Annotated in this window: 20 protein-coding genes; 8 read left to right on the forward strand and 12 right to left on the reverse strand. The window is 71.5% G+C overall.

Annotated elements, in window-relative coordinates:
- Positions 1 to 51 precede the first annotated feature (51 nt).
- The gene (locus MKK53_RS15880) at positions 52 to 1,734 is read left to right on the forward strand and encodes an acyl-CoA dehydrogenase family protein (RefSeq protein WP_243929677.1); all 1,683 of its coding nucleotides are present in this window, start codon (positions 52 to 54) and stop codon (positions 1,732 to 1,734) included.
- A gap of 516 nt (positions 1,735 to 2,250) precedes the next feature.
- On the opposite strand, the gene MKK53_RS15885 is transcribed toward MKK53_RS15880, so the two are convergent.
- The gene (locus MKK53_RS15885; protein WP_243929678.1) at positions 2,251 to 2,427 is read right to left on the reverse strand and encodes a hypothetical protein; all 177 of its coding nucleotides are present in this window, start codon (positions 2,425 to 2,427) and stop codon (positions 2,251 to 2,253) included.
- A gap of 102 nt (positions 2,428 to 2,529) precedes the next feature.
- Complete coding sequence (locus MKK53_RS15890; protein WP_243929679.1) at positions 2,530 to 3,798, reverse strand: glycosyltransferase family 4 protein; 1,269 nt, start codon at positions 3,796 to 3,798, stop codon at positions 2,530 to 2,532.
- A 103-nt stretch (positions 3,799 to 3,901) separates the two neighbouring features.
- Between MKK53_RS15890 and MKK53_RS15895 the strand changes: the two genes are divergently transcribed.
- From MKK53_RS15895 to MKK53_RS15915, 5 genes are all read left to right on the forward strand, one after another.
- The gene (locus tag MKK53_RS15895; protein ID WP_243929680.1) at positions 3,902 to 5,131 is read left to right on the forward strand and encodes a glycosyltransferase family 4 protein; all 1,230 of its coding nucleotides are present in this window, start codon (positions 3,902 to 3,904) and stop codon (positions 5,129 to 5,131) included.
- 379 nt (positions 5,132 to 5,510) lie between these two features.
- Entirely contained in the window at positions 5,511 to 5,864 is a 354-nt protein-coding gene (locus MKK53_RS15900; protein ID WP_243929681.1) for a phasin, read from the forward strand.
- A gap of 151 nt (positions 5,865 to 6,015) precedes the next feature.
- Positions 6,016 to 6,507 (forward strand): hypothetical protein, encoded by a 492-nt coding sequence (locus MKK53_RS15905; RefSeq protein ID WP_243929682.1) that lies wholly within the window; start codon positions 6,016 to 6,018, stop codon positions 6,505 to 6,507.
- 214 nt (positions 6,508 to 6,721) lie between these two features.
- Positions 6,722 to 7,972 (forward strand): N-acetylmuramoyl-L-alanine amidase, encoded by a 1,251-nt coding sequence (locus MKK53_RS15910; RefSeq protein ID WP_243929683.1) that lies wholly within the window; start codon positions 6,722 to 6,724, stop codon positions 7,970 to 7,972.
- A 139-nt stretch (positions 7,973 to 8,111) separates the two neighbouring features.
- Positions 8,112 to 10,529 (forward strand): penicillin-binding protein 1A, encoded by a 2,418-nt coding sequence (locus MKK53_RS15915; protein WP_243929684.1) that lies wholly within the window; start codon positions 8,112 to 8,114, stop codon positions 10,527 to 10,529.
- Between the two features lie 293 nt (positions 10,530 to 10,822).
- On the opposite strand, the gene MKK53_RS15920 is transcribed toward MKK53_RS15915, so the two are convergent.
- The 4 genes from MKK53_RS15920 to MKK53_RS15935 form a co-directional block, all read right to left on the reverse strand.
- Positions 10,823 to 12,052 carry an acyl-CoA dehydrogenase gene (locus MKK53_RS15920; RefSeq protein WP_243929685.1) on the reverse strand — a complete coding sequence of 410 codons (1,230 nt, stop codon included), beginning with the start codon at positions 12,050 to 12,052 and terminating at the stop codon, positions 10,823 to 10,825.
- Between the two features lie 106 nt (positions 12,053 to 12,158).
- On the reverse strand, positions 12,159 to 13,088 hold the full coding sequence (locus tag MKK53_RS15925) for an AEC family transporter (protein WP_243929686.1): 930 nt from the start codon (positions 13,086 to 13,088) through the stop codon (positions 12,159 to 12,161).
- A gap of 544 nt (positions 13,089 to 13,632) precedes the next feature.
- Positions 13,633 to 14,109 carry a hypothetical protein gene (locus tag MKK53_RS15930; RefSeq protein WP_243929687.1) on the reverse strand — a complete coding sequence of 159 codons (477 nt, stop codon included), beginning with the start codon at positions 14,107 to 14,109 and terminating at the stop codon, positions 13,633 to 13,635.
- Between the two features lie 86 nt (positions 14,110 to 14,195).
- Positions 14,196 to 15,401, reverse strand: coding sequence for a trans-sulfuration enzyme family protein (locus tag MKK53_RS15935; protein WP_409564347.1), 1,206 nt, complete (start codon positions 15,399 to 15,401; stop codon positions 14,196 to 14,198).
- Between the two features lie 80 nt (positions 15,402 to 15,481).
- On the opposite strand from MKK53_RS15935, the gene MKK53_RS15940 reads away from it, so the two are divergent.
- A complete protein-coding gene (locus MKK53_RS15940) occupies positions 15,482 to 16,000 on the forward strand; it encodes a TspO/MBR family protein (RefSeq protein WP_243929689.1) in 519 nt (172 codons plus the stop codon).
- Positions 16,001 to 16,143: 143 nt separating this feature from the next.
- On the opposite strand, the gene MKK53_RS15945 is transcribed toward MKK53_RS15940, so the two are convergent.
- The 4 genes from MKK53_RS15945 to MKK53_RS15960 form a co-directional block, all read right to left on the reverse strand.
- The gene (locus tag MKK53_RS15945) at positions 16,144 to 16,674 is read right to left on the reverse strand and encodes a phosphate-starvation-inducible PsiE family protein (RefSeq protein WP_243929690.1); all 531 of its coding nucleotides are present in this window, start codon (positions 16,672 to 16,674) and stop codon (positions 16,144 to 16,146) included.
- 123 nt (positions 16,675 to 16,797) lie between these two features.
- Positions 16,798 to 17,355 (reverse strand): DUF4337 domain-containing protein, encoded by a 558-nt coding sequence (locus MKK53_RS15950; protein ID WP_243929691.1) that lies wholly within the window; start codon positions 17,353 to 17,355, stop codon positions 16,798 to 16,800.
- Between the two features lie 83 nt (positions 17,356 to 17,438).
- On the reverse strand, positions 17,439 to 20,576 hold the full coding sequence (locus MKK53_RS15955) for an efflux RND transporter permease subunit (protein ID WP_243929692.1): 3,138 nt from the start codon (positions 20,574 to 20,576) through the stop codon (positions 17,439 to 17,441).
- 9 nt (positions 20,577 to 20,585) lie between these two features.
- Positions 20,586 to 21,782, reverse strand: coding sequence for an efflux RND transporter periplasmic adaptor subunit (locus MKK53_RS15960; RefSeq protein WP_243929693.1), 1,197 nt, complete (start codon positions 21,780 to 21,782; stop codon positions 20,586 to 20,588).
- Positions 21,783 to 21,955: 173 nt separating this feature from the next.
- Between MKK53_RS15960 and MKK53_RS15965 the strand changes: the two genes are divergently transcribed.
- The gene (locus tag MKK53_RS15965; protein WP_243929694.1) at positions 21,956 to 22,135 is read left to right on the forward strand and encodes a hypothetical protein; all 180 of its coding nucleotides are present in this window, start codon (positions 21,956 to 21,958) and stop codon (positions 22,133 to 22,135) included.
- Positions 22,136 to 22,285: 150 nt separating this feature from the next.
- On the opposite strand, the gene MKK53_RS15970 is transcribed toward MKK53_RS15965, so the two are convergent.
- A complete protein-coding gene (locus MKK53_RS15970; RefSeq protein ID WP_243929695.1) occupies positions 22,286 to 23,326 on the reverse strand; it encodes a glycosyltransferase in 1,041 nt (346 codons plus the stop codon).
- Positions 23,323 to 24,414, reverse strand: a complete 1,092-nt coding sequence (locus MKK53_RS15975) for a glycosyltransferase (protein WP_243929696.1) — start codon at positions 24,412 to 24,414, stop codon at positions 23,323 to 23,325. Before MKK53_RS15975 ends, MKK53_RS15970 begins: the two co-directional genes overlap by 4 nt.
- Positions 24,415 to 24,459 lie beyond the last annotated feature (45 nt).

Raw genomic sequence — 24,459 nt, forward strand, 5'->3', positions numbered from 1 at the left:
GCCTTGCGGTTAGAAGAGCCCCATAACAAACGCCAGACGCGAGTGAATGCCATGTCCGCATCCCCCGCCATCCAGACCGAGCCGTTCGACCTCGTCGCCACGACGAAGGCCGCCGGCCAGGCCGCCAAACGCCTGAGCGACGAGGCCGTGCGCCGGGTCCGCGCCCGGATCATCGGCGCCGACGGCCGGATCGATAGTGCCAAGCTCGAAGCGCAGCAGCATGCCGCCCACGGCCTCGCATGGCTCGCGACCTACGCCGAGGCGGTGAACGAGCTCGGCGATTACGCCGGCCGCCTGACGGAAGCCGGCCAGTTCGGCGAGACCGAGGATCTGCTGGTCCGGATCGGCGCTGGCGAGTACCTCGAGCAGCTGTTCTCCGGCATCCCCATGAGCCAGGGCGAGATGGTGCGCCCGATCGGCTCGCTCGGCCTCTCGGCCAAGGAAGTCGCGGAGTTCCGCACCGAGGCTGTGGAGACGCTGATCGCCGGGGGCAACACCCCGGAGAACCGGGCCGCCCTGGTCGCCCGGATGCGCGACGGCGGCGGCGCCGCGACGGTGGGTATCTCCGGCCTCGACGAGGACATGGAGGCGATCCGCACCGAGATGCGCCGCTTCGGCAAGGCCGAGGTCGCCGACCACGCGCACGAGTGGCACCTGCAGAACGCCTACATCCCGATGTCGGTGATCGAGAAGATGGCCGAGCTCGGCGTGTTCGGCCTGACGATCCCCGAGGAATACGGCGGCATGGGCATGCCGAAGGCCGCCATGTGCGTGGTCTCGGAGGAGCTGTCCCGGGCCTATATCGGCGTCGGCTCGCTGGGCACCCGCTCCGAGATCGCCGCCGAGCTGATCCTCTGCGGCGGCACCGAGGAGCAGAAGCAGCGCTTCCTGCCGAAGATCGCCTCGGGCGACATCCTGCCCACCGCCGTGTTCACCGAGCCGAACACCGGCTCCGACCTCGCCTCCCTGCGCACCCGCGCGGTGAAGGACGGCGACACCTGGAAGATCACCGGCAACAAGACTTGGATCACCCACCCGGTCCGCGCCGACATCATGACGGTGCTGGTCCGCACCATCCCCGAGGAGAAGGGCCACAGGGGCCTCTCCCTGCTGATCGCCGAGAAGCCCCGGGGCACGGACGAGGATCCGTTCCCGGTGCAGGGGCTGTCGGGGGGCGAGATCGAGGTGCTCGGCTACCGGGGCATGAAGGAGTACGAGCTCGCCTTCGAGGACTTTGCGGTGCCCGCCGCCAACCTCCTCGGCGAGGTCGAGGGCAAGGGCTTCACCCAGCTCATGCAGACCTTCGAATCGGCCCGCATCCAGACGGCGGCCCGCGCCATCGGCGTCGCCCAGGCCGCCCTCGACGTGGGCCTGCGCTACGCCGAGGAGCGGGTGCAGTTCGGCAAGCCGCTGGTGAGCTTCCCCCGCGTCGCCGACAAGCTCGCGATGATGGCGGTGGAGATCAACATCGCCCGCCAGCTCACCTACTTCTCCGCCCGGCGGAAGGACGAGGGCCGGCGCTGCGACCTCGAGGCCGGCATGGCCAAGCTGCTCGGCGCCCGCGTCGCCTGGGCGGCGGCGGACAACGCCCTGCAGATCCACGGCGGCAACGGCTTCGCCCTGGAGTATCCGGTGAGCCGCCTTCTGTGCGACGCCCGCATCCTCTCGATCTTCGAGGGCGCGGCCGAGATCCAGGCGCAGGTCATCGCCCGGCGTCTGCTCGACGCGGCGTAAGGGTCGAGGGCCGGGCGGCACGGGGCCGCCCAGTCGCCCGCTGACGGACATGGCGAACCCGCGCGGTGCCTTCGGCATCATCGCGATCGCCGTGAAGCAATCCAGGGCAGCGGGACGCTTCCGAAACGAGGCGGATCCCTGGATTGCTTCGCTTCGCTCGCAAAGACGCGGTTGGCTTGCGACCACCCTCCCCGTCCCTCTGCAAACCCGCTCCGTCATTGCGAACGCAGTGAAGCAATCCAAGGCAACGGGACGCCTCCGAACGAGGCGGATCCCTGGATTGCTTCGCTTCGCTCGCAATGACGGGGTTGGCTTGTGACCACCCTCCCCGTCCCTCTGCAAACCCGCACCGTCATTGCGAACGCAGTGAAGCAATCCAGGGCAGCGGGACGCTTCCGAAACGAGGCGCTCCCCTAGGTTGCTTCGCTCGCAATGACGGGGTTGGGCTACGACGACCCTCGGCGTCATCGCAAACCCGCGCCGCCATCGCGGACGCGGTGTGAGGAACCCGAAAAATTACTTCGTGATCTTCACCGAGACCGGGTCGCTCGACGGGAAGGTCTCTTCGAGGGCCTCGTCGAGGCGCTCGCTCATCTTGTCCTGCTTGTTCTCGGGATTGGTCTTGTCGCCGGGCTTGGCGCCGCGCTGCTGGACGCGGGCCTCATCGCGGTTCTTCTCGGTATCGTCGGCCATGGTCGATCCTCTGCCGTGACGGGGGCACCGCGCGGGGTGCGGGTGCCGGTCAACGCGAGGGGCGGCCGGTGTTTCCGGACGCGGGGCGGATTCCCGCCGCGCTCACGCCGGCATCGGCGCGGCGACCCTGCCGCCCCGGCCCGTCCGGCGCCGGGCGGCGGCCGGGCGCATCACCGTATCGTAGACCGCGGTCAGCCGGTCGAGATGGGCGTCGAGGGTGAGCGGCGCCGTCCAGTAGCGGGCGTGGGCGGCCCGGGCCATCCGCGTGGCGAGGGTGTCGTCGGCGAGGCGGCGCAGGTGCGCGGCCAGGGCCTCCGGGTCGCCGGAGCGGAACCAGAAGCCCGTCTCGCCGTCCACCACCGCCTCGCGGCCGGCACAGGCATCGCTGACGACGACCGGCGTGCCGCAGGCCAGCGCCTCCAGCACGGTGAGCGGCTGGCCCTCGTACCAGATGCTCGGGAACACCAGGGCGCGGGCCGTGCGCATCATCTCCGCGACGCCGGCCGGATCGCGCCAGCCGAGCATCGTCGCCTCGGGATAGCGCGCCGCCAGCTCCGCCCGGTTCGGGCCGTCCCCCACGAACACCGCCTTCACCCCCGCCCGCCGGGCCGCCTCGGCGAAGATCGGGGCGCCCTTCTCGGTGGAGATCCGGCCGACGAACAGGAAGTCGCCGGGGGGGGCTTCATGCAGCGGCGTCCGCGCCACGGAGACCGGGTTGTCGATGCGGTGCATCACCGTGCCCGGGGGCAGGAGGGGCTGCACCACGTTCTCCTGCAGGGCGCTGATCGTCACCACATGCTCGAACAGCTGCGGCAGCCGCGCGACGTGGGACAGGCCCACGTGCCGGATCATCCGCGCGACCTTGCGGGGGTAGCTGCGGGCGTCGCAATTGGTGCCGATGCAGGAGGCCGACATCGGCACCCGGTGGCAGATCTCCCCCGCCCGGTAATCGTAGAAGCCGCCGGTGGGGCAGACGAGGAAGAACTCGTGCATCGTGTAGAGGCACGGATGCCCCGACCCGCGCAGGGCCCGGCCGATCGAGGGCGAGAGCGCCTTGGCGAAGGCGTGGACGTGGACCAGCGTCTCGCCGACCTCGTCGCGCGCCAGCTCGGCGGCCAGCGCCTCGGCCGCGCGCCCGTTCCAGATCGCCTGGGCGGCGAAGGCGAAGGGGTTTCGCGTGGTCGTGACGTCGTCCTGATCGAGGCAGACCACCCGGATGCCCGCCGGCTCCAGGCGCGGATCCACCGGCCCGACGGCGGCGAACAGGGTCACGGCATAGCCACGCGCGGCCAGCCCGAGGGCCGATTCGATCGCGACCTTGGCCTGCCCGCCATTGATGGCGCCGTGGTCGGCGACGATCACGATCCGCACGTCAGTCCTCCCAGCCCGGGGATGCGCGCCGTCTCTAGCTCATCAGCGGTTGAGCCCACGTAAACCTGCCACCCCTAGTGTCTGATCGACACTGGGGCACCGCATGCACGTCGTGATCCTCGCCGAATTCGCCACCGCCAGCGGCGGGGCGGAGAAGGTCGCCCTGGAATCGGCCCGGGGCCTCGCCGAGGCCGGGGCGCGGGTGACCTACATCCAGGGGATCGCCGGGACGGCCGACCCGCTCCTCGACCATGCCAGAATCACCCGGGTGGCTCTCGGGCTGCCCGACATCTGGTCCCTCGGGGCGGCGAAGGCCGCCGCCGCCGGGCTGTGGCACCGGGCGGCGGCCCGGCGCCTCGCCGGGGCGCTGGCGGCGCTGCCCCCGGGGATCGCCTGCCTCCACCTCCACCAGTGGACCCGGACCTTCTCGCCCGCGATCATGCCGGTGCTGTTCGGCCACGGCGCCCCGGTGGTGGCGACCCTTCACGACTACTTCCTGGCCTGCCCGAACGGCGTCTACTACCGCTTCGACCGGAACGAGCCCTGCGCCCTCCGGCCGATGTCCGGGGCCTGCCTCGCCGCGCCCTGCGACCCGCGCAGCCGCCTGCACAAAGTGGTGCGCGTCGCGCGCACCGGCCTGCTCGGCCGCGCACTGGCGGGACGGCCGCTGCACGTCGTCCATGTCTGCGATGCCAGCCTGGGCCGGATCGGCGGGATGCTCGGGCACCTGCCCCTCACCCACCACCGGATCGACAACCCGATCCGCCCCGTGGCGGGGCCGGGCGCCGAACCGGCCCGGGGGGACGCCATCGCCTATGTCGGCCGCCTGACCCGGGAGAAGGGGGCCGACCTCGTCGCCGGGGCGGCCCACGCCGCCGGCCTGAAGGCCCTGTTCGTCGGGGCCGGCCCCCTGGAGGACGCGCTGCGTGCCATGCCCGGCACCGAGGTGACGGGCTGGCAGGCGCCCGAGGAGGTCTGGGCGATCCTGCGGCGGCGGGCCAGGGCGCTCGCCGCACCGTCCCGCTGGTACGAGACCGGCCCGCTCACGGTGTACGAGGCCCTGGCCGCCGGCCTGCCGGTGGTGGCCTCAGACCGGTCGGGCGCGGCGGAGAAGGTCCGCCACGGGGAGACCGGCTTCGTCGTCCCGCCCGAGATGGCGCCCCTGGCCAACGCCTTCGCGGCCCTGCGCGACGACGCCACCGTCACGGCCATGGGCGTGGCGGCCCGCGCCCGCTTCCAGGCCTCGCCCCTCAGTCTCGCCGCCCATGCCGGGCAGCTCCTCGACCTCTACGCACGGATCGGCGGGCCGGGACGCTGCTGCGCTGCAGCATAAGGGGCACTCCGAGGGCCGGCGGCACGGTTCGATGAGATTTCCGGCAGGCTGAATACTGCCCCACCGGACAGTCACGATCTATAGATAAGCTTGGCCCCATCCACCGCATGCTTGCGGTGTCCGCGCAACGACTGCGCGTTCGCCAGCACACTCCGGACGTCTCACGGCGCGGATTCAATCCAGTGGGCGGCGCCACTTCCCCCTGGTCTAGACTCCGGGGCTCGCTCGGGCGTCGGGGGTTGCGCGATAGGGAGGGAGAAGGCACAACACCGCCTATCGCGCGGTCGATTGACTTTTATTGCATCGCAACATAAATCGATCTCGTCAGCGGCGGGGGCCTGATGGCTCCCGCTCGATGCCCTTCTTGCTGGAGACCGCGATGCAGACCCCGAACTTCGAGATCCCGAACGAAATGCGCGACTTCGCCGAGAAGAGTGTGGATCAGGCGCGCACCGCCGTCGGGACCATGATGTCCAACGCCATCAAGGCCAGCGAGCAGATGCAGAACGCCGGCCATACCTTCCATTCGACCTTCACCACCGCCATGGTGAAGAGCTTCGATCACGCCCAGAACAACGCCAACGCCGCGTTCGATTACGCCCAGAAGCTCGTCCGCACCCGTGACATGCGCGAGGCCATCGCGCTGCAGTCCGAGTTCGTCCGCAGCCAGTTCGCCGCCCTGCAGTCGCAGGCGAAGGAATTCGGCGCGCTGGCTCAGAACACCGCCCGCTGATCGAGGCGGCCCGCCCCCGGCGGGCCCACAGAGGGTGCGTCTCCCCGGGCGGGGACGCACCGCACGCCGCCCGGCCCTCACCGGGGTCGCGCCGCCGGCACGGGCCGGCGCCCCCCGGGGCGACGTCTCCGAGCGATGAGGGATCCCTGCGATGTCGAAGCCGCGCCGACCGAGACGCCCGCGCTACCCCAACCCGCCCTTCCCGCCCGCGCTGACGGCGCGGAAGACCGCGCCGGCCGAGGCCACGGCGCATGACAAAGCCATCGGAAGCCCCATCGCGCCCATCGCCTTCGCGGCGGAGCCCATCCCCATCGCACGGGACACCGGGGTGCAGCCCGCCCCGGTCGAATCGGTCGTTATCGCGGAACCCGCTCCCGAGCCGGCCGCGACGGTTGCTGAGACGACGCCTGCCCGGATCCCCCCGGCGCAGCTCGGCGCGGAAGCGGTCGGCACCACGGTGATGAACTACTTCATCGGCGAGGGTGAGGCGTTCGCCGCCCATCTGCGCGCCCTGGCCGGCGCCCGCACCATGGGCGACTTCGTCCGCCTCCAGATCGGCGAGTTCCAACGCGCCGCCGACGCGACGCTGACCTGCTGGGGCGCGCTCACCGTCTCGGCCGCCCGCACCGCCACCGCCCGCTGAACCACGGCCCTGGACGAACGCGGCTGGACGAGGCCGCCCTCCCCCCGTCCCCTCCGCCCCTGCGAACGAATTGAAACACACCAGGGACGCGCCACGGCGGGCCCCTGTCGCTTCGCGGCAACAACGGCGGCCCCATCGAACCGGCGGTGGAAAGCTTCGGTTAACCATCGCGCTCCTATTGCCTATCGAAGCGCGTGGGAAACGACATGGTCCGATGCTTGGCCGCGCACACCTGATCCGATCCGCCGTCCTCGGCCTCGCCGCGTTCGCGGGCGCGCTCCTGCCCCTGCATGCCCAGGACAGCGAGCGCGCCATCGCCATCGCCGCCGAGCTGTCGAGCCAGGGCTCGCAGAGCAAGCTCACCCTCACCCTTTCGAAGCGGGTCGATGCCCGCGCCTTCGTGATGGAGCGGCCCGACCGCGCGGTGATCGACCTGCCGGAGGTGAACTTCCAGCTCGATGCCGAGGCCGGACGGCGCCGGGACGGGGTGGTCCAATCCTTCCGCTACGGGCTGTTCGCCCCCGGCCGCTCGCGGATCGTGGTCGATCTCGCCGCCCCCGCCACCGTGGGCCGGATCGAGACCGTCACCCGCGCCAAGGACGGCGCGGTGCTGATGACCATCCCGCTCCAGCGGGTCGACCGGGAGGCCTTCCGCAAGGCCTCCGCCGCGGCCGACCCGAGCCCCGCCCCGTCGCGGGCCGCCGCGGCCGCGACGGGCGATCCGCGCCCGCTCATCGTCATCGATGCCGGCCATGGGGGGACCGACCCCGGCGCCATCGCCTCCTCCGGCGTCTTCGAGAAGGATATCGTGTTCGGCTACGCCCAGGATCTGGCGGGCAAGCTGAACGCCGCCGGCCGCTACCGGGTGCAGATGACCCGCGACCGGGACGTGTTCGTGCCCCTGGGCGAGCGGGTCCGCATCGCCCGCGAGGCGAAGGCCGACCTGTTCATCTCCATCCACGCCGATTCGATCTCCTCGGCGCCCCAGGTCCGCGGGGCGACGATCTACACCGGCTCGGAGAAGGCGACCGACGCCGAATCGGCCAAGCTCGCCGAGCGCGAGAACCGCGCCGACGCCGCCGCCGGGGCGGAGGCGGCGGAGGCCACGCCCGACATCGCCGACATCCTCCAGGAACTGACCCTGCGGGAGACCCGAGGCTTCTCCTCGACCTTCGCGCGCTCCCTCATGGGCCAGCTCACCCCGGTGATGGAGATGAGCACCAAGCCCCACCGGGAGGCGCGCTTCGTGGTGCTGCGCTCCCCCGACGTGCCGAGCGTGCTGGTGGAACTCGGCTACCTGTCCAGCAAGCGCGACCTGGAAAAGCTCCAGGACCCCGAATGGCGCGCGGGGGTGACGGGCTCGATGGCCAAGGCCATCGAACAGTTTTTTGCAACCCGCACGAGTATCGGCAGGCCGGAGACGGCCACGCGCCGCTCGGCCGCCATCGCCCCAGTTTCACCATAGATCCGGTGTGGATACGGGGCATTCGGATGCCCCGGCCCGCAAGGTTGCAAAGCGGCGTCTCGCGGGGCTCCCGAGGGCAGCGTCCGGGAGCCTCTTGCGCTGAGATCGGGCGCGGTTCCGGGCTAGAGCGGACAACCGGATGCGTCTGATCCTTCGTTTCTTCGGGATTCTGTTCAGTGCCGGTGCGGTGCTGTTCTGCGTCGGCGCCGTCGTCGCGGGCTACTTCTACTGGAAGTACAGCCAGGACCTGCCGGACCACGCCGCGCTGGCCAACTACGAGCCGCCGGTGATGACCCGCGTCCACGCCGCGGACGGCTCGCTGCTGGCCGAATATGCCCGCGAGCGCAGGTTGTACCTGCCGATCCAGGCCATGCCGAAGATCGTGGTCGCGGCCTTCCTCTCGGCCGAGGACAAGAACTTCTACAAGCACGGCGGCATCGACCCCGAGGGCATCGTCCGCGCCGCGCTCACCAACGCCAAGAGCGGCAAGCGCCAGGGCGCCTCCACCATCACGCAGCAGGTGGCCAAGAACTTCCTGCTCTCGTCCGAGCAGACCTTCGACCGCAAGATCCGCGAGGCGCTGGTCGCCCTGCGCATCGAGGCGGCATACTCGAAGGACAAGATCCTCGAACTCTACCTCAACGAGATCTTCCTCGGCACCATCGTGCCGGGCCGGAACCTGCACGGCGTGGCCGCGGCGGCGCTGGATTATTTCGGCAAGTCCGTCCACGAGCTGACGATCAACGAGGCGGCCTACCTCGCCGCGCTGCCCAAGGGGCCGAACAACTACCACCCCTACCGCAAGACCCAGGCGGCGCTCGACCGGCGCAACGAGATCATCCGCCTGATGCGGGAGAACGGGTACATCACCCGCGAGGAGGAGGAGAATGCCAAGAAGCAGCCGCTCGGCGTGAACCCCCGCGTCGCCTTCGCGAACGCCAGCAACGCCAACTACTTCACCGAGGAGGTCCGCCGCGAGATCTCCGAGCGCTACGGCGAGAAGAAGCTCTACGAGGGCGGCCTCTCGGTGCGCACCACCCTCGACCCGAAGATGCAGGGCTGGGCGCGCAAGGCCCTGGTGGACGGCCTCGTCCGCTACGATCAGGCCCGCGGCTGGCACGGGCCGGTGACGCATGTCGACCTCGGCGGCCGAGACTGGGGCCAGGCGGCTTCGGAAGTGCCGGCCCTCGGCGACGTGGCGCCCTGGCGGCTCGCCGTGGTGCTCGGCTCCGGCGCGGGCGGCATCCAGGTCGGGCTCCAGCCCCGCCGCGAGGCGTCGGGCCAGTTCTCCAAGGACCGCGACACCGGCGTGATCACCCCCGACGGGATGCGCTGGGCCGGCCGGCCGAACCTGCGGCCCGGCGACATGGTCTACGTCGAGCCGATGGAGGGCGGCCGCAACCAGTTCCGCCTGCGCCAGCGGCCCGAGGTCTCCGGCGCCATCGTCGCCATGGACCCGAATACCGGCCGCGTGCACGCCATGGTCGGCGGCTTCTCCTACGACGAATCCGAGTTCAACCGCGCCACCCAGGCGATGCGCCAGCCCGGCTCGTCGTTCAAGCCGATCGTCTACTCGGCGGCCCTCGACAACGGCTACACGCCCTCCTCCATCGTCCTCGACACGCCGATCACCATCGAGGCAGGGCCCGGCCAGGAGGCGTGGACGCCCTCGAACTACGACGGCAAGTCCGGCGGCCCGCACACCCTGCGCTACGGGATCGAGCATTCGAAGAACCTGATGACGGTGCGGCTCGCCAAGGATGTCGGCATGCCGCTGATCGCCGAGTACGCCCGGCGCTTCGGGGTCTACGACGACATGCTGCCGGTGCTGCCGATGTCGCTCGGCGCGGGTGAGACCACGGTGATGCGGATGGTCACCGCCTATTCGATGCTCGCCAACGGCGGGCGCCGGATCCGCCCGACCCTGATCGACCGGATCCAGGACCGGGTCGGCGAGACGATCTACCGGCACGACAACCGCAAGTGCATCGGCTGCGACGCGGAGAAGTGGTCCGGCCAGGACGAGCCGAAGCTGGTGGACGATTCGGAGCAGGTGCTCGACCCGCTCACCGCCTACCAGATGGTCTCGATCATGGAGGGCGTCGTCCAGCGCGGCACGGCGACCATCCTGAAGCAGATCGGCAAGCCGCTGGCCGGCAAGACCGGGACGACCAACGACGCGAAGGATGCGTGGTTCGTCGGCTTCTCGCCGGACCTCGCGGTGGGGATCTATATCGGCTTCGACAAGCCCCGCTCCCTGGGCGACCGGGCGACCGGCGGCGGCCTGTCCGCCCCCATCGCCCTCGACTTCCTGAAGCAGGCGCTGAAGGACAAGCCGCCGACACCGTTCCGGGTGCCGCCGGGGATCAAGCTGATCCGCGTCAACCTCGGCTCCGGCACCCGCGCCGGCTCGGGCGAAGGCGCGGGGACGATCCTGGAGGCGTTCAAGCCTGGCACCGCCCCGCCGGACGCCTACGTCCCGCCGGCGAACAGCGCCCCGGCCGCAGCCGCCGCGCCGGATGCCGACGCCGCGGCCCAGGCCGGCGGGGTGTACTGAGGGCGGGCTTTCCCAGAACGGGTTGGGGCGCCGCCCCCAACCCGTCATGGCGAACGCCGTGAAGCGATCCAGGGACGCGCACCTTCGGGAACGGCCTGAGTGCGGCCTTGAGCTGCACTAGAACGAGCGGGTTCAGCCCGCGTTCTCCAGACCGCCCCATCATCCTGAGGTGCGGCGACGCCGCCTCGAAGGAGGGCTCCAGCCTGCCGCGCGATCCCTGGAGGGCTCCTTCGAGGCCCGCTCACGCGGGCACCGCAGGATGAGGTGGAGGGTTAGGACCGACGGTCCCCGGTCTAGAAGAACGCCTGCAGCCCCGTCTGCGCCCGCCCGAGGATGAGGGCGTGGACGTCGTGGGTGCCCTCGTAGGTGTTGACCGTCTCGAGGTTCTGGGCGTGCCGCATCACGTGGTACTCGCCCATGATGCCGTTGCCGCCGTGCATGTCCCGGGCGACCCGGGCGATGTCGAGGGCCTTGCCGCAGTTGTTGCGCTTGATCAGGCTGATCATCTCGGGCGCCATCTTGCCCTCGTCCATCAGGCGGCCGACGCGGAGCGAGGCCTGGAGCCCCAGGGCGATCTCGGTCTGCATGTCGGCGAGCTTCTTCTGGACGAGCTGGGTCTGGGCCAGGGGGCGGCCGAACTGCTTGCGCTCCAGGGTGTAGTCGCGGGCGCGGCGCCAGCAATCCTCGGCGGCGCCCATGGCGCCCCAGGAGATCCCGTAGCGCGCCCGGTTGAGGCAGCCGAACGGCCCCTTGAGACCTGAGACGTTGGGCAGCAGGGCGTCCTCGCCGACCTCGACATCCTCCATCACGATCTCGCCGGTGGTGGAGGCGCGCAGGGAGAGCTTGCCCTTGATCGTCGGCGTCGAGAGGCCCTTCATGCCCTTCTCCAGCACGAAGCCGCGGATCGCCCCGTCGTGCTCGTCCGACTTCGCCCAGACCACGAACACGTCCGCGAAGGGCGCGTTCGAGATCCACATCTTGGCGCCGGAGAGGCGGTAGCCCCCCTCCGTCCGCACCGCCCTGGTCTTCATGCCGGCCGGGTCGGACCCCGCATCCGGTTCGGTGAGGCCGAAGCAGCCGATCCGCTCGCCGGAGGCGAGCTTGGGCAGGAACTTCCGCCGCTGCGCCTCGGAGCCGTAGGCGTGGATCGGGTACATGACCAACGACGACTGCACGCTCATCATCGACCGGTAGCCGGAATCGACCGCCTCCACCGCCCGCGCCACGAGGCCGTAGGCCACGTAGGAGGCGCCGGCGCAGCCGTACTCCTCGGGCAGCGTCACGCCGAGGAGGCCGCGCTCGCCCATCTCGCGGAACAGGCCCGGATCCGTCTTCTCCTGCGCATAGGCCTCGACGATGCCGGGCAGGAGCCGCTCGCGGGCGAAGTCCTGGGCGGCGTCGCGGATGGCGCGCTCGTCCTCGGTCAGTTGCTCATCGAGGAGGAACGGGTCGTCCCACACGAAGCGGGCGGAGGCCGGGGCGGCGGGGGAGGCGCTGCCCGGAGGGCGCATCGGAGCGTTCATGGATTCCTCGCGATCGGCGCGGGTCTCGGCGCCCGCTCTCATGGCGCTGACCCTAGACCCGTGGTGGCCCACGGCCAACGCGGCGGGTGACGGGCGGGTCCGGCCGTCAGGCCTTCCCGAGGATGGTTAGCCAGAACAGGGCCGTCAGCGGCGCCAGCAGCGTCGAGACCAGCACCGAGGCGGCGATCATCCCCGTCTCGGTCCGGTAGCGGACGGCCATGAGGTAGGCGTTGATGCCCACCGGCATCGCCGCGAACAGCGTCGCGACCCCCGCATAGGCGGCCGGCATCGAGAAGACGTGGAAGGCCAGCAGCCAGACGGCGAGGGGGTGCAGGATGTTCTTGAGCAGGGCGATCACCACGGCGCCCTTCAGGTCGAACAGCACCCGGTACTGCTTCAGCCCCGCGCCGAGGGCGACGAGGGCGCAGGTCGAGGCCGTCCCCGCGAAGGCATCGATCAGCGCCTTCGGGATGCCCGCGGGGGTGATCCCCGTGGCCTTCATCGCCATGCCCACGAGGAGCGCCATGAAAATCGGGTTCCTGAGGAGCACCAGGGCGAGGCCGCGCAACCGCGCGCGCAGCGGCTTGTCCGAATCGTATTCGATGAGGAACGTGGCGCTGCCCATCATCAGCGGCAGGTGGACGGCGAGGAGCATGAACAAGGGAAAGGCCCCCTCCTCCCCGTAGGCCTGCAGGATCATCGGCACGCCGACGAACACCGTGTTCGACTGGCTGGCCGCGAACCCGTGCAGGATCGTGCCCCGGCGTTCCACGCCGGCCCGGCGCCGGGCGATCAGCGTCCCCGCCAGCCAGGAGAGGGCGGCCCCGCCGAAATACGCCACCCAGTACGACCACGCGACCTCGCCGCTCATGCCCGGCCGCGTCAGCGTCGCCACGATGAGGGCGGGCACCGCCACCGCGAAGACGTATTCCGACAGGCCGTCGCTCACCTTGTCGGAGATCAGCCCCGCCAGCGCCGCGCCCCAGCCGATCAGGACGATCCCGAAGATCGGAGCGATGAGGAGGAGGGCGTTCACGGGTCCGTCGATCTTGCGCACATGCTCGGCAGGAAGCTTTGCCGGCGCATAGCACGGCGGGACGCGCGAGCGTGTGCAGACCTGCCCTGCGAAGACCAACGGGGGCGCCAGAAAGATCTGGAACGGCGCGCGGTCGGGCCTTGACCGATATTCGTGCCTGATCCCATATCTCGGGAGCGGGTCGGGGCGGTGTAGAACGCCCCGACCCTTCATTCGGTGATTACCCGAGCGTTACGCGGAGGGCCAGATGGAAGCTGGTCCTCCGCACTCGTTTAAACACCACCAGAACGCTGATCCGTGGCAGGAACCACATGGTCGGCGTCTCCCTGTGACCGGGCGATGCCGTCGCCCGCAGGCGCCCGGCGGCTCACCGGGCACGGGGCCTTCCACACCCTGGCGTTTCCGCGCGATCACGCAGCCCGTCTGGCATGAGCAAGTAGAACGCTCAGGCTTTCGTGGCTTTCATTCGCCACACCCGGCGATGTTTCAAGCACACATGGCGGCCTGCGCGACCATTACTGTCTGAAGTTGCGAGACTCACGCGTCAGTCGTTCCGCAGGACCTTGATCGGATCGGTGCGCTGGCTGGCGCTCGGCTCCCGGGTGAGGTTCTTGCTGCCCTCGCCCTGCGTCCGGGCCGCCTTGTCCGTGCCATTGCCGCCGACGGCAGTGTCCTTGTCCGGGTTCCCGGTGGGCACCGTGCCGGAGGCGAGTTCGAGGCAGGTGATCATCTCGACATAGGACGGGTAGCCGCCGGCCTTGAACTGCGCCTCGCACTGGCGCTTGGCGGCCGGGCTGTAGCTGCCCCAGTGCTCGGCGGCCTGCCGCTTGGCGTCCCGCTCGGAGCGGAGGCAGCCGTCGTAGCTCGCCCGGTCGCTGACGCCGGAATCCGCCGTCTGGGCGGAGCGGCAGGTCTTCTCCACGTCGAGGTCGGGCACCGTATCGGCGACGGCTTGGCCGGCGGCGAGGCCGAGGAGGAGGGCGGCGCCGGGGAGGAGCGATCGGAAGAGGAGCGGTCGCATGGGACGTGTCTCGCTGGTGGGGGATGGGGTTGTGCGCGACAACGCACCAGCCCCACTTTCGGCACCAGCGGCACGGCCCGCGCCGTTCACCCCGCGTGCGCGCCCCGCAGGGCGGCATCGAGGTCGTGGAAGAGGTCGTCCGTGTCCTCGATTCCCGTCGAGAGGCGCAGGAGGTCCGGCGGGCAGGGGCTGCCCGGCCCTTCGACGGAGGCCCGGTGCTCGATGAGGCTCTCGACGCCGCCGAGGGAGGTCGCCCGCTTCCACAGCCTGACCCGGGCCGCGGTCCCGATGGCCGCCGGCTCGCCCCCGGCGACGCGGATGGACAGCATGAAGCCGAAGCCGTCCCGCATCTGCCGGGCGGCGACGGCGTGGCCGGGATCGTCGGGCAGGCCGGGATAAAGCACCCGGGCGACGTGGGGGTGGCCCTGCAGCCGCCCGGCGAGGCGCCCGGCCCCGGCGGATTGTGCGGCGGCCCGCAGGTGGAAGGTGCGCAGGGAGCGCATCAGCAGGTAGGCCTCGAAGGGCCCGAGGATCCCGCCGCTCCCGGCGCGGATGCCGCCGATCCGCCCCCAGAACGGGTCCGCCGTCGCCCCGGCGAGGACGCCGGCGACCACGTCGGAATGGCCGTTGAGGATCTTGGTGGCCGAATGCATCACGAGGTCGGCGCCGAGGGCGAGGGGCCGGGTGTGGAAGGGCGAGGCCGCGGTGGAATCCACCGCCAGCCGGGCGCCGGCCGCGTGGGCGATCTCCGCCGCCGCGGCGATGTCGGTGACGGTCCAGAGCGGATTGCCCGGCGTCTCGATCCAGACGAGCTTGGTGGCGCCCGGGCGGACCGCCCCCCGGAGGGCGTCGAGATCGTCGGTCCCGACGAAATCCACCGCGATGCCGCGGCGGGGCATCTCCTCGCGCAGCCAGCGCTTGAGGGCCCAGTACATCACCGTGCCGGCGACCACGTGGTCGCCCGGTTCCAGGGCGCCGAACACGGCGGTCGCCGCCGCCATGCCGGAGCCGAACAGCATCGCCCCGGCCTCGGCCCCCTCCAGCATCGCCAGCACCGCCTCCGCCTCGCGGACGGTGGCGTTGTCGGGCCGGGCATAGGAGAAGCCGGAGCTGTACCCGTTGTCGGGGTCGCGGATGAAGGTGGTGGCCACGTGCAGGGGCATCACCACGGCGCGGGTCGCAGGATCGACCTTGCCCATCGCCTGCGCGGCGAGGGTCCGGCGGGAAAAATCCACCGCTGAAGTCGCGTCGGGCATGCCGCCCGGTCCCCCTGATGCGTTAGTCCGTGACATCCGCGAGTCCCTCGCCCGGCATGCCCCTGCGCTGCCACGGCGGCGGGGAGGCCGCAACCCACAGATCCAGACGAGCCGTCATGCCCGCCGCCACGCACGTCCCCGAAGGCCCCGCCCTGCGGCCCTGGCTGCGCCTCGCCTGCGCTACCCTCCCCATCGCCGCCACGGCGACCATCGGCTCCGTATCGACCCAGGCGGAGATCGGAGGCTGGTATGCCGGCCTCAACAAGCCCTGGTTCAACCCGCCCGACTGGGTGTTCCCGGTGGCCTGGACCCTGCTCTACACGATGATCGCCGTCGCCCTGTGGCGGCTGCTCGGGGCGCGCCCGGTGACGGGGCCGAGCCGGGAGGGCTGGCGCCTCGCCATGGCGGCCTTCCTCGTCCAGATGGCCCTGAACGCGGCCTGGACGCCGGTCTTCTTCACCGCCCACGCCATCGGCCTGGGGCTGGTCGTCGTCGCCGCGCTGTTGGTGATGGTGCTGTGGACGATCCGCCTGACATGGCGGTTCGACCGGGCCGCCGCGTGGCTGCTCGTGCCCTATGCCGTCTGGGTCGCCTTCGCGACGATGCTCAACGCGGCGGTGCTGCGGCTGAACTGAGGAGCGGCGCGATCAGTGGAGACCCTCCACCGGGGGCGATGCTCACGGCCCCGCCTGCCCCTGGAGAACGCTGCGGCGTGCAGGGGGCGGGCCGCGGAGGCCGGAGGGCGGGGGCCCGTGCGCCCGACGGCGCGGGCCGTCCGTCACGCCCCCGCATGCTCGTGCGATTCTTCCCCAGCGGGCTTGCCGTCGCCCCGGGCGCGGTGGAGCAGGAAGATGGCGAAGACCATCACGATGATCAGGCCTGCCAGCACACCGAGCTCGATCATCGCCGCCTGAAACAGGGCGTACTTGTCGGGCGTCATGTCCTTCGCGTGGGTGAGTTCGGAGGATTGCAGGGTGATGACCAGCACCCGCCGGATCGAGGCGATCAGCCCCACGATCAGGAACGGTTCGACGGTCAGCTTCCCCGATCGCATGGAGACCCGCACCGTGTGCAGGATCTCGATGATCATCAGCAGGAACAGCAGGCGGTCCACGACCTCCAGGATCTGTTCCGCCCCGCCGAGGGACCGCAATGCCCCCCAGGTCAGCATCACCGCCTCCACCAGGGCGGCCAGCGCCGTGAGGGCGAGCAGGATGCCGAGCGCCGCGTAGATCGCGTGCTCGGTGTGCAGGAAGATGAAGCTCGCCGCCCGCGTCAGGCGGCCCTGGTCGTCGTCCCGCTCGGCCATCGTATCCCCCTGCTCTTCCTCCTGTGTAGAGCGTGGCGGGCCGAAGGGAATACCGGTGCACCGAACCCGCGGAAAAGCCCCCCGTCCCCGCGACTGCGGCGAGGGAGGGTCCGCCGCCGCCCGTCAGTGCAGGAACGGCAGCGTATGCGGGGCGAGATAGCCGAACCCGAGCAGCGCCGCCCCGGCGATCCCGAGCGCCCCGCCCGCGAAGACCAGGGCCGCGATGCCGGTGATGACCTCGGCGGAGGCGAGGACGATGCCGATCTGGAACGCCGCCGAGGCCAGCTCGTAATGGTGGTAGCGCAGCAGGGACAGGTCGCGCCGCTCTTCCGCCACCTTGGCCCTGGCCGAGAGTTCCTTGCGCCCCTCGCCCGTGCCGGGCTCGGAATCGTAGCGGGCGATGGTCTTGGCCCACTCGTCCCGCTTGGCCTTGATCGCCTCCGGGCTGGTGCCGGGCGGCAGGAGGGCGACGGCGTCGTCGGCGGTCTTGATCACCGTCATGCGGATGGTCCGGGCCTGGAAGAACGCCCAGAGGTTCGATGCCTCGACGTTGGAGCCAAGCGCCTCCGTCTGCGACGCCTTCCCCATGGTCTCGCTGAAGGCCAGGAACAGGGCCAGCACCGAGATCAGCAGCGCCACGCGCTTGTTCGAACCTTCCACCGCCCCGTGACCGCCCGACATCGCCACCCGCTCCCTTTGAGTCCCGGAGCGGGAGACACCCCATCGCGGCGGGAAGCGCAAGGGCCGCGGCGGAGGGGCGGGCCCTACTCCGCCGCCACGCGGGGCGGGATCCCGCGCCCGTCGTTCGAGGCGGGCGGGTGGCCGTAATCCGGTGCGTCGAGGGGGTCGTCGCGCTCGCCGATGAACCGCCCGAGGAGGCGCCCGGAGAGCCGCGAGAGGTCGTCCATCAGCACGAAGATCGCCGGCACGAACACCAGCGACAGGCCGGTGGAGACGATCAGGCCGCCGATCACCGCGATCGCCATGGGCGAGCGGAACTCGCCGCCGATCCCCAGCGCCATGGCCGAGGGGATCATGCCGGCGGCCATGGCGATGGTGGTCATCACGATGGGCCGGGCGCGCTTGCGGCCCGCCTCGACGATGGCGGTCGTCCGGTCGACGCCCTCGCGGTTCTGCTCGACGGCGAAGTCCACGAGCATGATCGCGTTCTTGGTCACCACGCCCATCAGCATCAGGATGCCGATGACGACCGGCATCGAGATCGGCTTCTGCACGATGAGCAGCGCCAGGATGGCGCCGCCGATGGAGAGCGGCAGCGAGAACAGGATGGTCAGCGGCTGGAGGAAGTTGCCGAACAGCAGGATCAGCACGCCGAACACCATCATCAGCCCGGCGCCCATGGCCAGGGCGAAGCCCTCGAACACCTCGCCCATCACCTCGGCATCGCCGGTCTGCTTGATGGTGACGCCCTGCGGCAGGTCCTTCGCCGCCGGCAGCTTCAGCACCTGCGCGATGAGTTCGCCCAGCGCGTCCGAGCCCTGCATGTCGCCCTCGATGGCGACGCGCACGGCCCGGTCGTAGCGGTCGATGGCGGTGGGGCCCTGGCCGAGGGAGATGTCGGCCACGGTGGCGAGCGGCACCGCCTGCCCGCCCTTCACCGGCACCTTCATGGCGCCGATCTCGGAGAGCTGCCCGCGCAGGGTCTCGGGCAATTGGACCCGGATCGGGATCTGCCGGTCGACGGCGTTGAACTTGGCGAGGTTGAGCCCGATGTCGCCGATGGTGCCGACGCGCACCGTCTCGGCGATGGTGTCGGTGGAGACGCCGAGGTCGGCCGCCACCGCCGGCTTCGGGCGGATGCGGATCTCGGTGCGGTCGAGGGGCGCCGTCGACATCACGTTGACGAGGTGGGGCACCGACGCCGCCTCGCGCTGGAGCCGGGCGGCGACATCGGCCACCACCGCCTTGTCCGGGCCGGCGACGATGAGCGCGAGATCCCGCTGGCCGCCCTCGCGCAGCGCCCAGAAGCGGATGTCCGGTTCCTCGCGCAGGAGCGCCGCCACCTCGGCATCCACCTGCTTCTGCGTGCGGTGGCGGGTGTTCTTGGGGGTGAGGTTGATGGTGAGGCTCGCCAGCCGCACCTCCTTCTTGCCGGGCAACTGCCGGCCGCCGTCCACGAAGACGCTCTTCACCTCCGGCAGCTTGCGGATCTCGTCCACCAGCCGGTCGGCGACGCGGACCGTATCGGGCAGGCGGGCGCCCGGCGGCAGCTCCACCACGAACAGGGTGCGGGCCTGATCCTCGGCCGGGAGGAAGCCGGCGGGGAGCAGGCCGGTGGACATGATGGAGCCGACGAAGCAGGCCAGCCCGAGCACCAGCGTGATGTACTTGTGCCGCACCGACCAGCGCACGAGGCGGGTGTAGCCCCGCATCACCGGCCCCTCGTGGCTGTGGTCGGGGCCGTGGTCGCGCAGGAAGTAGGCGGCCAGAAGCGGCGTGATGAGCCGCGCCACCAGCAGCGACATGAACACCGCCGCCGCGATGGTGAGGCCGAACTGCTTGAAGTACTGCCCGGCGATGCCGCCCATGAACGACACGGGGGAGAAGATCGCGATGATCGTCGCCGTGATGGCGATGACCGCGAGCCCGATCTCGTCGGCGGCCTCCAGGGAGGCGCGGTAGGGCGACTTGCCCATCCGCATGTGCCGGACGATGTTCTCGATCTCGACGATGGCGTCGTCCACGAGGATGCCGGTCACCAGGGTGATGGCGAGCAGGCTCACGGCGTTGAGCGAGAAGCCCATGGCGCCCATGGCCCAGAAGGTCGGGATGACCGAGAGCGGCAGCGCCACGGCGGCGATCACCGTCGCCCGCCAGTCGCGCAGGAACAGGAACACGACGATCACGGCGAGCGCCGCGCCCTCGATGAGGCCCATCATCGCCGAGTGATAGTTGCCGATGGTGTTGGTGACGCTGGTGTCGATCAGGTCGAAGCGCACGTCCGGGTTGGCGTCGTGCAGGGCCTCGATCTTCTTCGCCACCCCCACGGAGACGTCGGCGTCGCTCGCCCCCGTGGCGCGGGAGATGGCGAAGGCCACCACCGGCTCGCCGTTGAACCGGGCGAAGGTGCGCGGCTCCTCGGCGGTGTCGGCGAGCGTCGCCAGCTCGTCGAGGCGGACCTTGCGGTTGCCGGGCACGACGATGGACGTGGCCGCCAGGGTGTCGAGGCTCGCGGACGCCGCGAGGGCGCGGATCGACTGCTCCTGCCCGCCGATCTCGCCGCGTCCGCCGGCCATGTCGGCGGAGGTGAGGCGCAGCTGGCGGTTCACGTCCGCCGCGGTGATGCCGAGGGAGAGCAACCGGTCGGGCTTCAGGGTGACGCGGACCTCCCGGGCCACGCCGCCCAGGCGCTCGACGCCGCCGACGCCCTTTACCGACTGCAACCCGCGGGCGACCACGTCGTCCACGAACCACGACAGGTCCTCGGGCGTCATGGCGGGCGCCGAGGCGCCGTAGATCATGATCGGCAGGCCGGCGATCTCGACCCGGGAGATGATCGGCTCATCGATGGTCCGGGGAAGGTTCATGCGGATCTTGGCAATCGCATCCTTCACGTCGTTGACGGCCCGGTCCTGGTTGATCTCCAGCCGGAACTCGATGGTGGTGGTGGAGGTGCCCTCGGTGATGGTGGAGAGGACGTGCTTCACGCCCTTCACCCCGGCCACCGAATCCTCGACCCATTTCGTCACCTGGGTCTGCAGCTCGGCCGGGGCCGCGCCCGATTGGGTGATCGTCACCGAGACGATGGGGATGTCGATGTTCGGGAAGCGGGTGATCGGCAGGGAGCGGAAGCTCACCAGCCCGAGCACCATCAGCACCAGGAACAGGACGATGGAGGGCAGCGGCTTGCGGATCGCCCAGGCGGAGACGTTGAGGCGCATCGCCGGCCCTCAGAGCGCGTCGGCGACGGAGTTGGCGCGGGCGGCCTCGACCGCCCGCACCCTGTCCCCGTCCCGCAGGAAGCTGCCGGCCCGGGCCACGACCCGTTCGCCGGCCGAGACGCCCTCGCGGATCTCGGTGAAGCCCTCCGCCGACAGGCCGGGCGTCACCTTCCGCGCCTCGACGCGGCCGTCCCGGGCGACGAGGAGGCTCGCCCGCCCGTCGGCCCCGTAGATCAGGCTGGAGACCGGCACCGCGATGCCCTCCCGCCGGGCGACCTCGACGGTGCCGCGGGCGAAGGCGCCGATCCGCAGGCCCGGATCGTCGGCGAGGCGGATGCGCACCTTGCCGAGGCGGGTCATGCGGTCGACCTCCGGGTAGACCCGGCGGACGGATCCCGTCACGGCGCGGCCCTGGTCCAGGATGAGGCGGGCCGGATCGCCCACCGTCATCCGGGCGAGCCAGGTTTCGGGCACCTCCCCCTCCAGCTCGATCTCGCCGCGGGCGATCAGGCGGAACAGGGGCTCGGCCGCCGCGGTGGCGGTGGCGCCGACCCGCGCCGTGCGGCGGTTGACGATGCCGGCCTCGGGGGCGCGGATGGCGGTGCGGGCCCGGCGCAGGGCGATCTCCGCCCCCGCGGCCTTCGCCGTGGCGAGGTCGGCCTCCGCGCCCTTCAGCCCGCCCTTGGCGGAGGCGAGCCGCCCGGTGGCGCCCTGGGCGGCGGAGGCGCGCTGCTCCATCACCGCCGCGGTGGCGTTGCCGGTCTTGCTCAGGGCCTGGGCCCGCTCCAGGGAGAGCCGCGCCTCGGTCTCGGCCGCCTCGGCCTGGACGATCTGGCTCTGCGCCTGGACGATGGCGGCCTCGGCGCGGGCGACGGCGGCCACGTTGGAGGCCTCCTGGGTGGCGATCATCTCGCTCGACAGGCGCGCCAGCACCTGCCCCTGGGCGACCCGGTCGCCTTCCTCCACCAGCAGTTCGGTGATGCGCAGCCCCTCCACCTCGGGGGCGACCAGGATCTCGTCGCGGGGCACCAGCGTGCCGGTGACGACGGCGCTCTCCACGATCTCCCGCCGCTCGGCGGGAATGACGGTGACGGCCGGGGCGATGGCGGCCGGTTCGGGCACCGAGGCGGGCTCTACGGCGAGGGCCGGGCCGGCCAGCAGCGCCAGGGCGAGGATGCACGCGGCGTGCGAGGAGGAACGCGTCAAGGCAAGCACTCGCTGGCGCCGGTTCGGATTCACCGCCCCTTATAGCACCCGGTAGCCCGGCGTTTTGATGGCGGCGCCCGCCTCAACGTCGCGTCGATACGGCCAAGCTGAAACCGCGGGGGCGTGGGCGCGTTGAGCGTGCGAGAGCCTGAACAGTCGAGGGAGAAGATTCCATGAGCATCTTTCAGATCAGGCAGAAGAACAACGGCCCGGTTCTCTGGACGGGTTCGGCGCCCGACGAGCAATCCGCCCTCGACGCCATGGCGCGCGAGGCCGGCTACCGCGATTTCGCCGCCCTCTCGGACACCCTGCGGGCCGACGGCGTCCAGGCCGACCGCCTCGACATCGCCTGAGGCACATTCCCCGGCGCGTCGCCCCGTGCGCCGCGCCGTCACTTGAGACGCGTTCCGCCCGAACGTCGTTTCGTTCGGGCGTCGCGCGACGCCTTCCGGTCCGAGAACATCACGACCGCGTATCAGGCGAGCATGGCCTGAGACGGCGAGTCACCGTCCGTCCCCGGCGAGCCCATCGAGGAACGCCGCGCAGCGGGCGAGACCACCCACATCGTGCAACCCGGACATGATCGCCGGGTCCAACGCCAGCGTCTCGGCCACGAGGGCGGGCCATTCCTCCGCCGCCGGGAAGGCGGGCCGGACCACGGCGGCGCCGAGGTGGCTGAGGGCGTTCGCCTTCACCGTCTGCTCGCCATAGGCCCGGGGCTCCGGCAGGCAGAGGAAGCGCTTTCCGTGCGAGGCCGCGAGGGCCACGAGGCCGTCGCCCGCGCCGCCCACGAGGAGGGCCGCCCGCCCGACGAAGGCGCCGACATCGGAGACCCAGCCGTGCAGGTGCAGGTTTTCCGGACGGTCGCCCTCCCCCGAGACCGGGCCGAGGACATGCCATTGCCGGCCGGGCACCGCCCGCGCCGCCGCGGCGATGGCGGGCAGGTCGCCGCCCTCCCCGCCCCGTCCGAACACCACGACGATGTCCTGGCCGTCCTGCGTCGTCGCGGGCGGGCCGCCGCCGAGGAAGCCGGCATGGAACGTCTTCGACCTCACCCAGCCGGGCACGTCCGGCCCGTCGAGTTCGGCGGGGAACGGGGCGAGCAGCCGGCTGGCACTGCGGAAGGCTTCGCAATGCGGCCGATCGGTCCGGTCGCCGGCGAGGCGCACCACCACCGTGGGCACGGACAGGAGCCGGGCGAACAGCGCCACCTCCACGGACACGTCGACCACGAGGAGGGCGGGGTCCGTCCGCGCCACCCAGTCGGCGATCAAGGCCATCCGGCGGCGCAGGCCCGGATGGCGCAGGGGCGCGTAGTGGAACGCCTCCGGCCGCGCGGCCTCTCCGTCGAGGCCGGCGAACGCGGAAGCCCCGTCGAGGGGCCGGTCGTCCGGCAGGTCGAGGATGGGGGCGCCCCCGGTCTCGAAACCCGCCAGGGTGCCGATGATCGTGCAGGGGCGCGACAGGTGGGCGGCCACGGCCCGGGCGCGCTGGAGGTGGCCCGCGCCCTGGTGGTGGACGTACCAGCCGATACCGCCGGTCACGCGGCCTCCCTCGCCTCGCCGCCGCGGGACTCGATCGTGTCCGCCAGCGCGGCGAGGGCCGCGAGGGCGTCGTCGAGGTCGCAGACCGGGGCGGGCTCCGAGCGCGTGGCCATCAGGCGGTCCGCCCGCTCCACGAAGGCGATGGCGTTCGGGCAGCCCGTGGCGAGCACCGCCGCGAGGTCGCCGGCGCCGAGGCCGAGGGTGGCGCAGGCCGCCTCACGCTCCGCCTCCGGCAGGCCGTAGGCCCGGCGCAGGGCGGCCCGGCGCCGCACCAGCGCCTCCCAGAAGGTCGCCTCCGGCAGCAGATACGCTTCGCCCGCGGCGACCCGGGCCCGGCGCTCCATCTCGGTGGCCATGCCCCCCGCCACCCGCCCGTCCCGCCGGGCCGAGACGAGGACGGTGACATCCGGGCAATGGCGCAGCCGCGCTCCGCCGTCGCGCATCAGCCCGACCAGGGCGTTGTCCTCGCCGCAGGGGAGCGGCGGCAGGCCGCCCACCGCGCGGTAGAGGGAGACGGGGAAGGCGAGGCTCGCCCCCGTATGGTCGCCGTGGCGCGGGGCGGGGTCGTGCGGGGCCGGATCGAGCAGTTCCTCCAGCCGGCGGACCCCGGCCCAGTAGCGCTCGACGCGGGCGTTCAGGGCGATGACGGCGGGGGCGAGGGTGTCGTCGCCGTCGATCACGAGGCGCCCGCCGACGATCTCGGCGTTCTCCAGCGCCCGGAGGTTGGCGGAGAGCCACGTCTCCGGCAGGCGGGCATCGGCATCGGTGGTCAACAGGACGCCGTCCTCCCCGCCGAGTTCGTCCAGCCACGCGGCGCCCGCATCGAGGGCCATGCGCCGGGCGGTGCCGACATGGGCGTCCGGCGCCTCCAGGATGGCCTCAAGGACGCGCAGGTCGAGGCGGCCGAAGCGCCCGGATTCCTGCCCGGCGCGCACCGCCGCGACGGTGTCGTCGGTGCAGTTGTTCGCCAGCACGACGACCCGGACGGGGGCCGCGGCGTCCTGGCTCGCCAGGGTCTCAAGGAGGAGCGGCAGGCGGGCGGCCTCGTTCCGGGCCGGCACGCAGACGACGCAGGGACGGTTCATCATCGTCCTTTCCACTCGTGTTCGGTTCAACGGTTCAGGGGTTCGGGC

Source organism: Methylobacterium sp. J-076 (assembly GCF_022829405.1).
Lineage (GTDB): Bacteria > Pseudomonadota > Alphaproteobacteria > Rhizobiales > Beijerinckiaceae > Methylobacterium.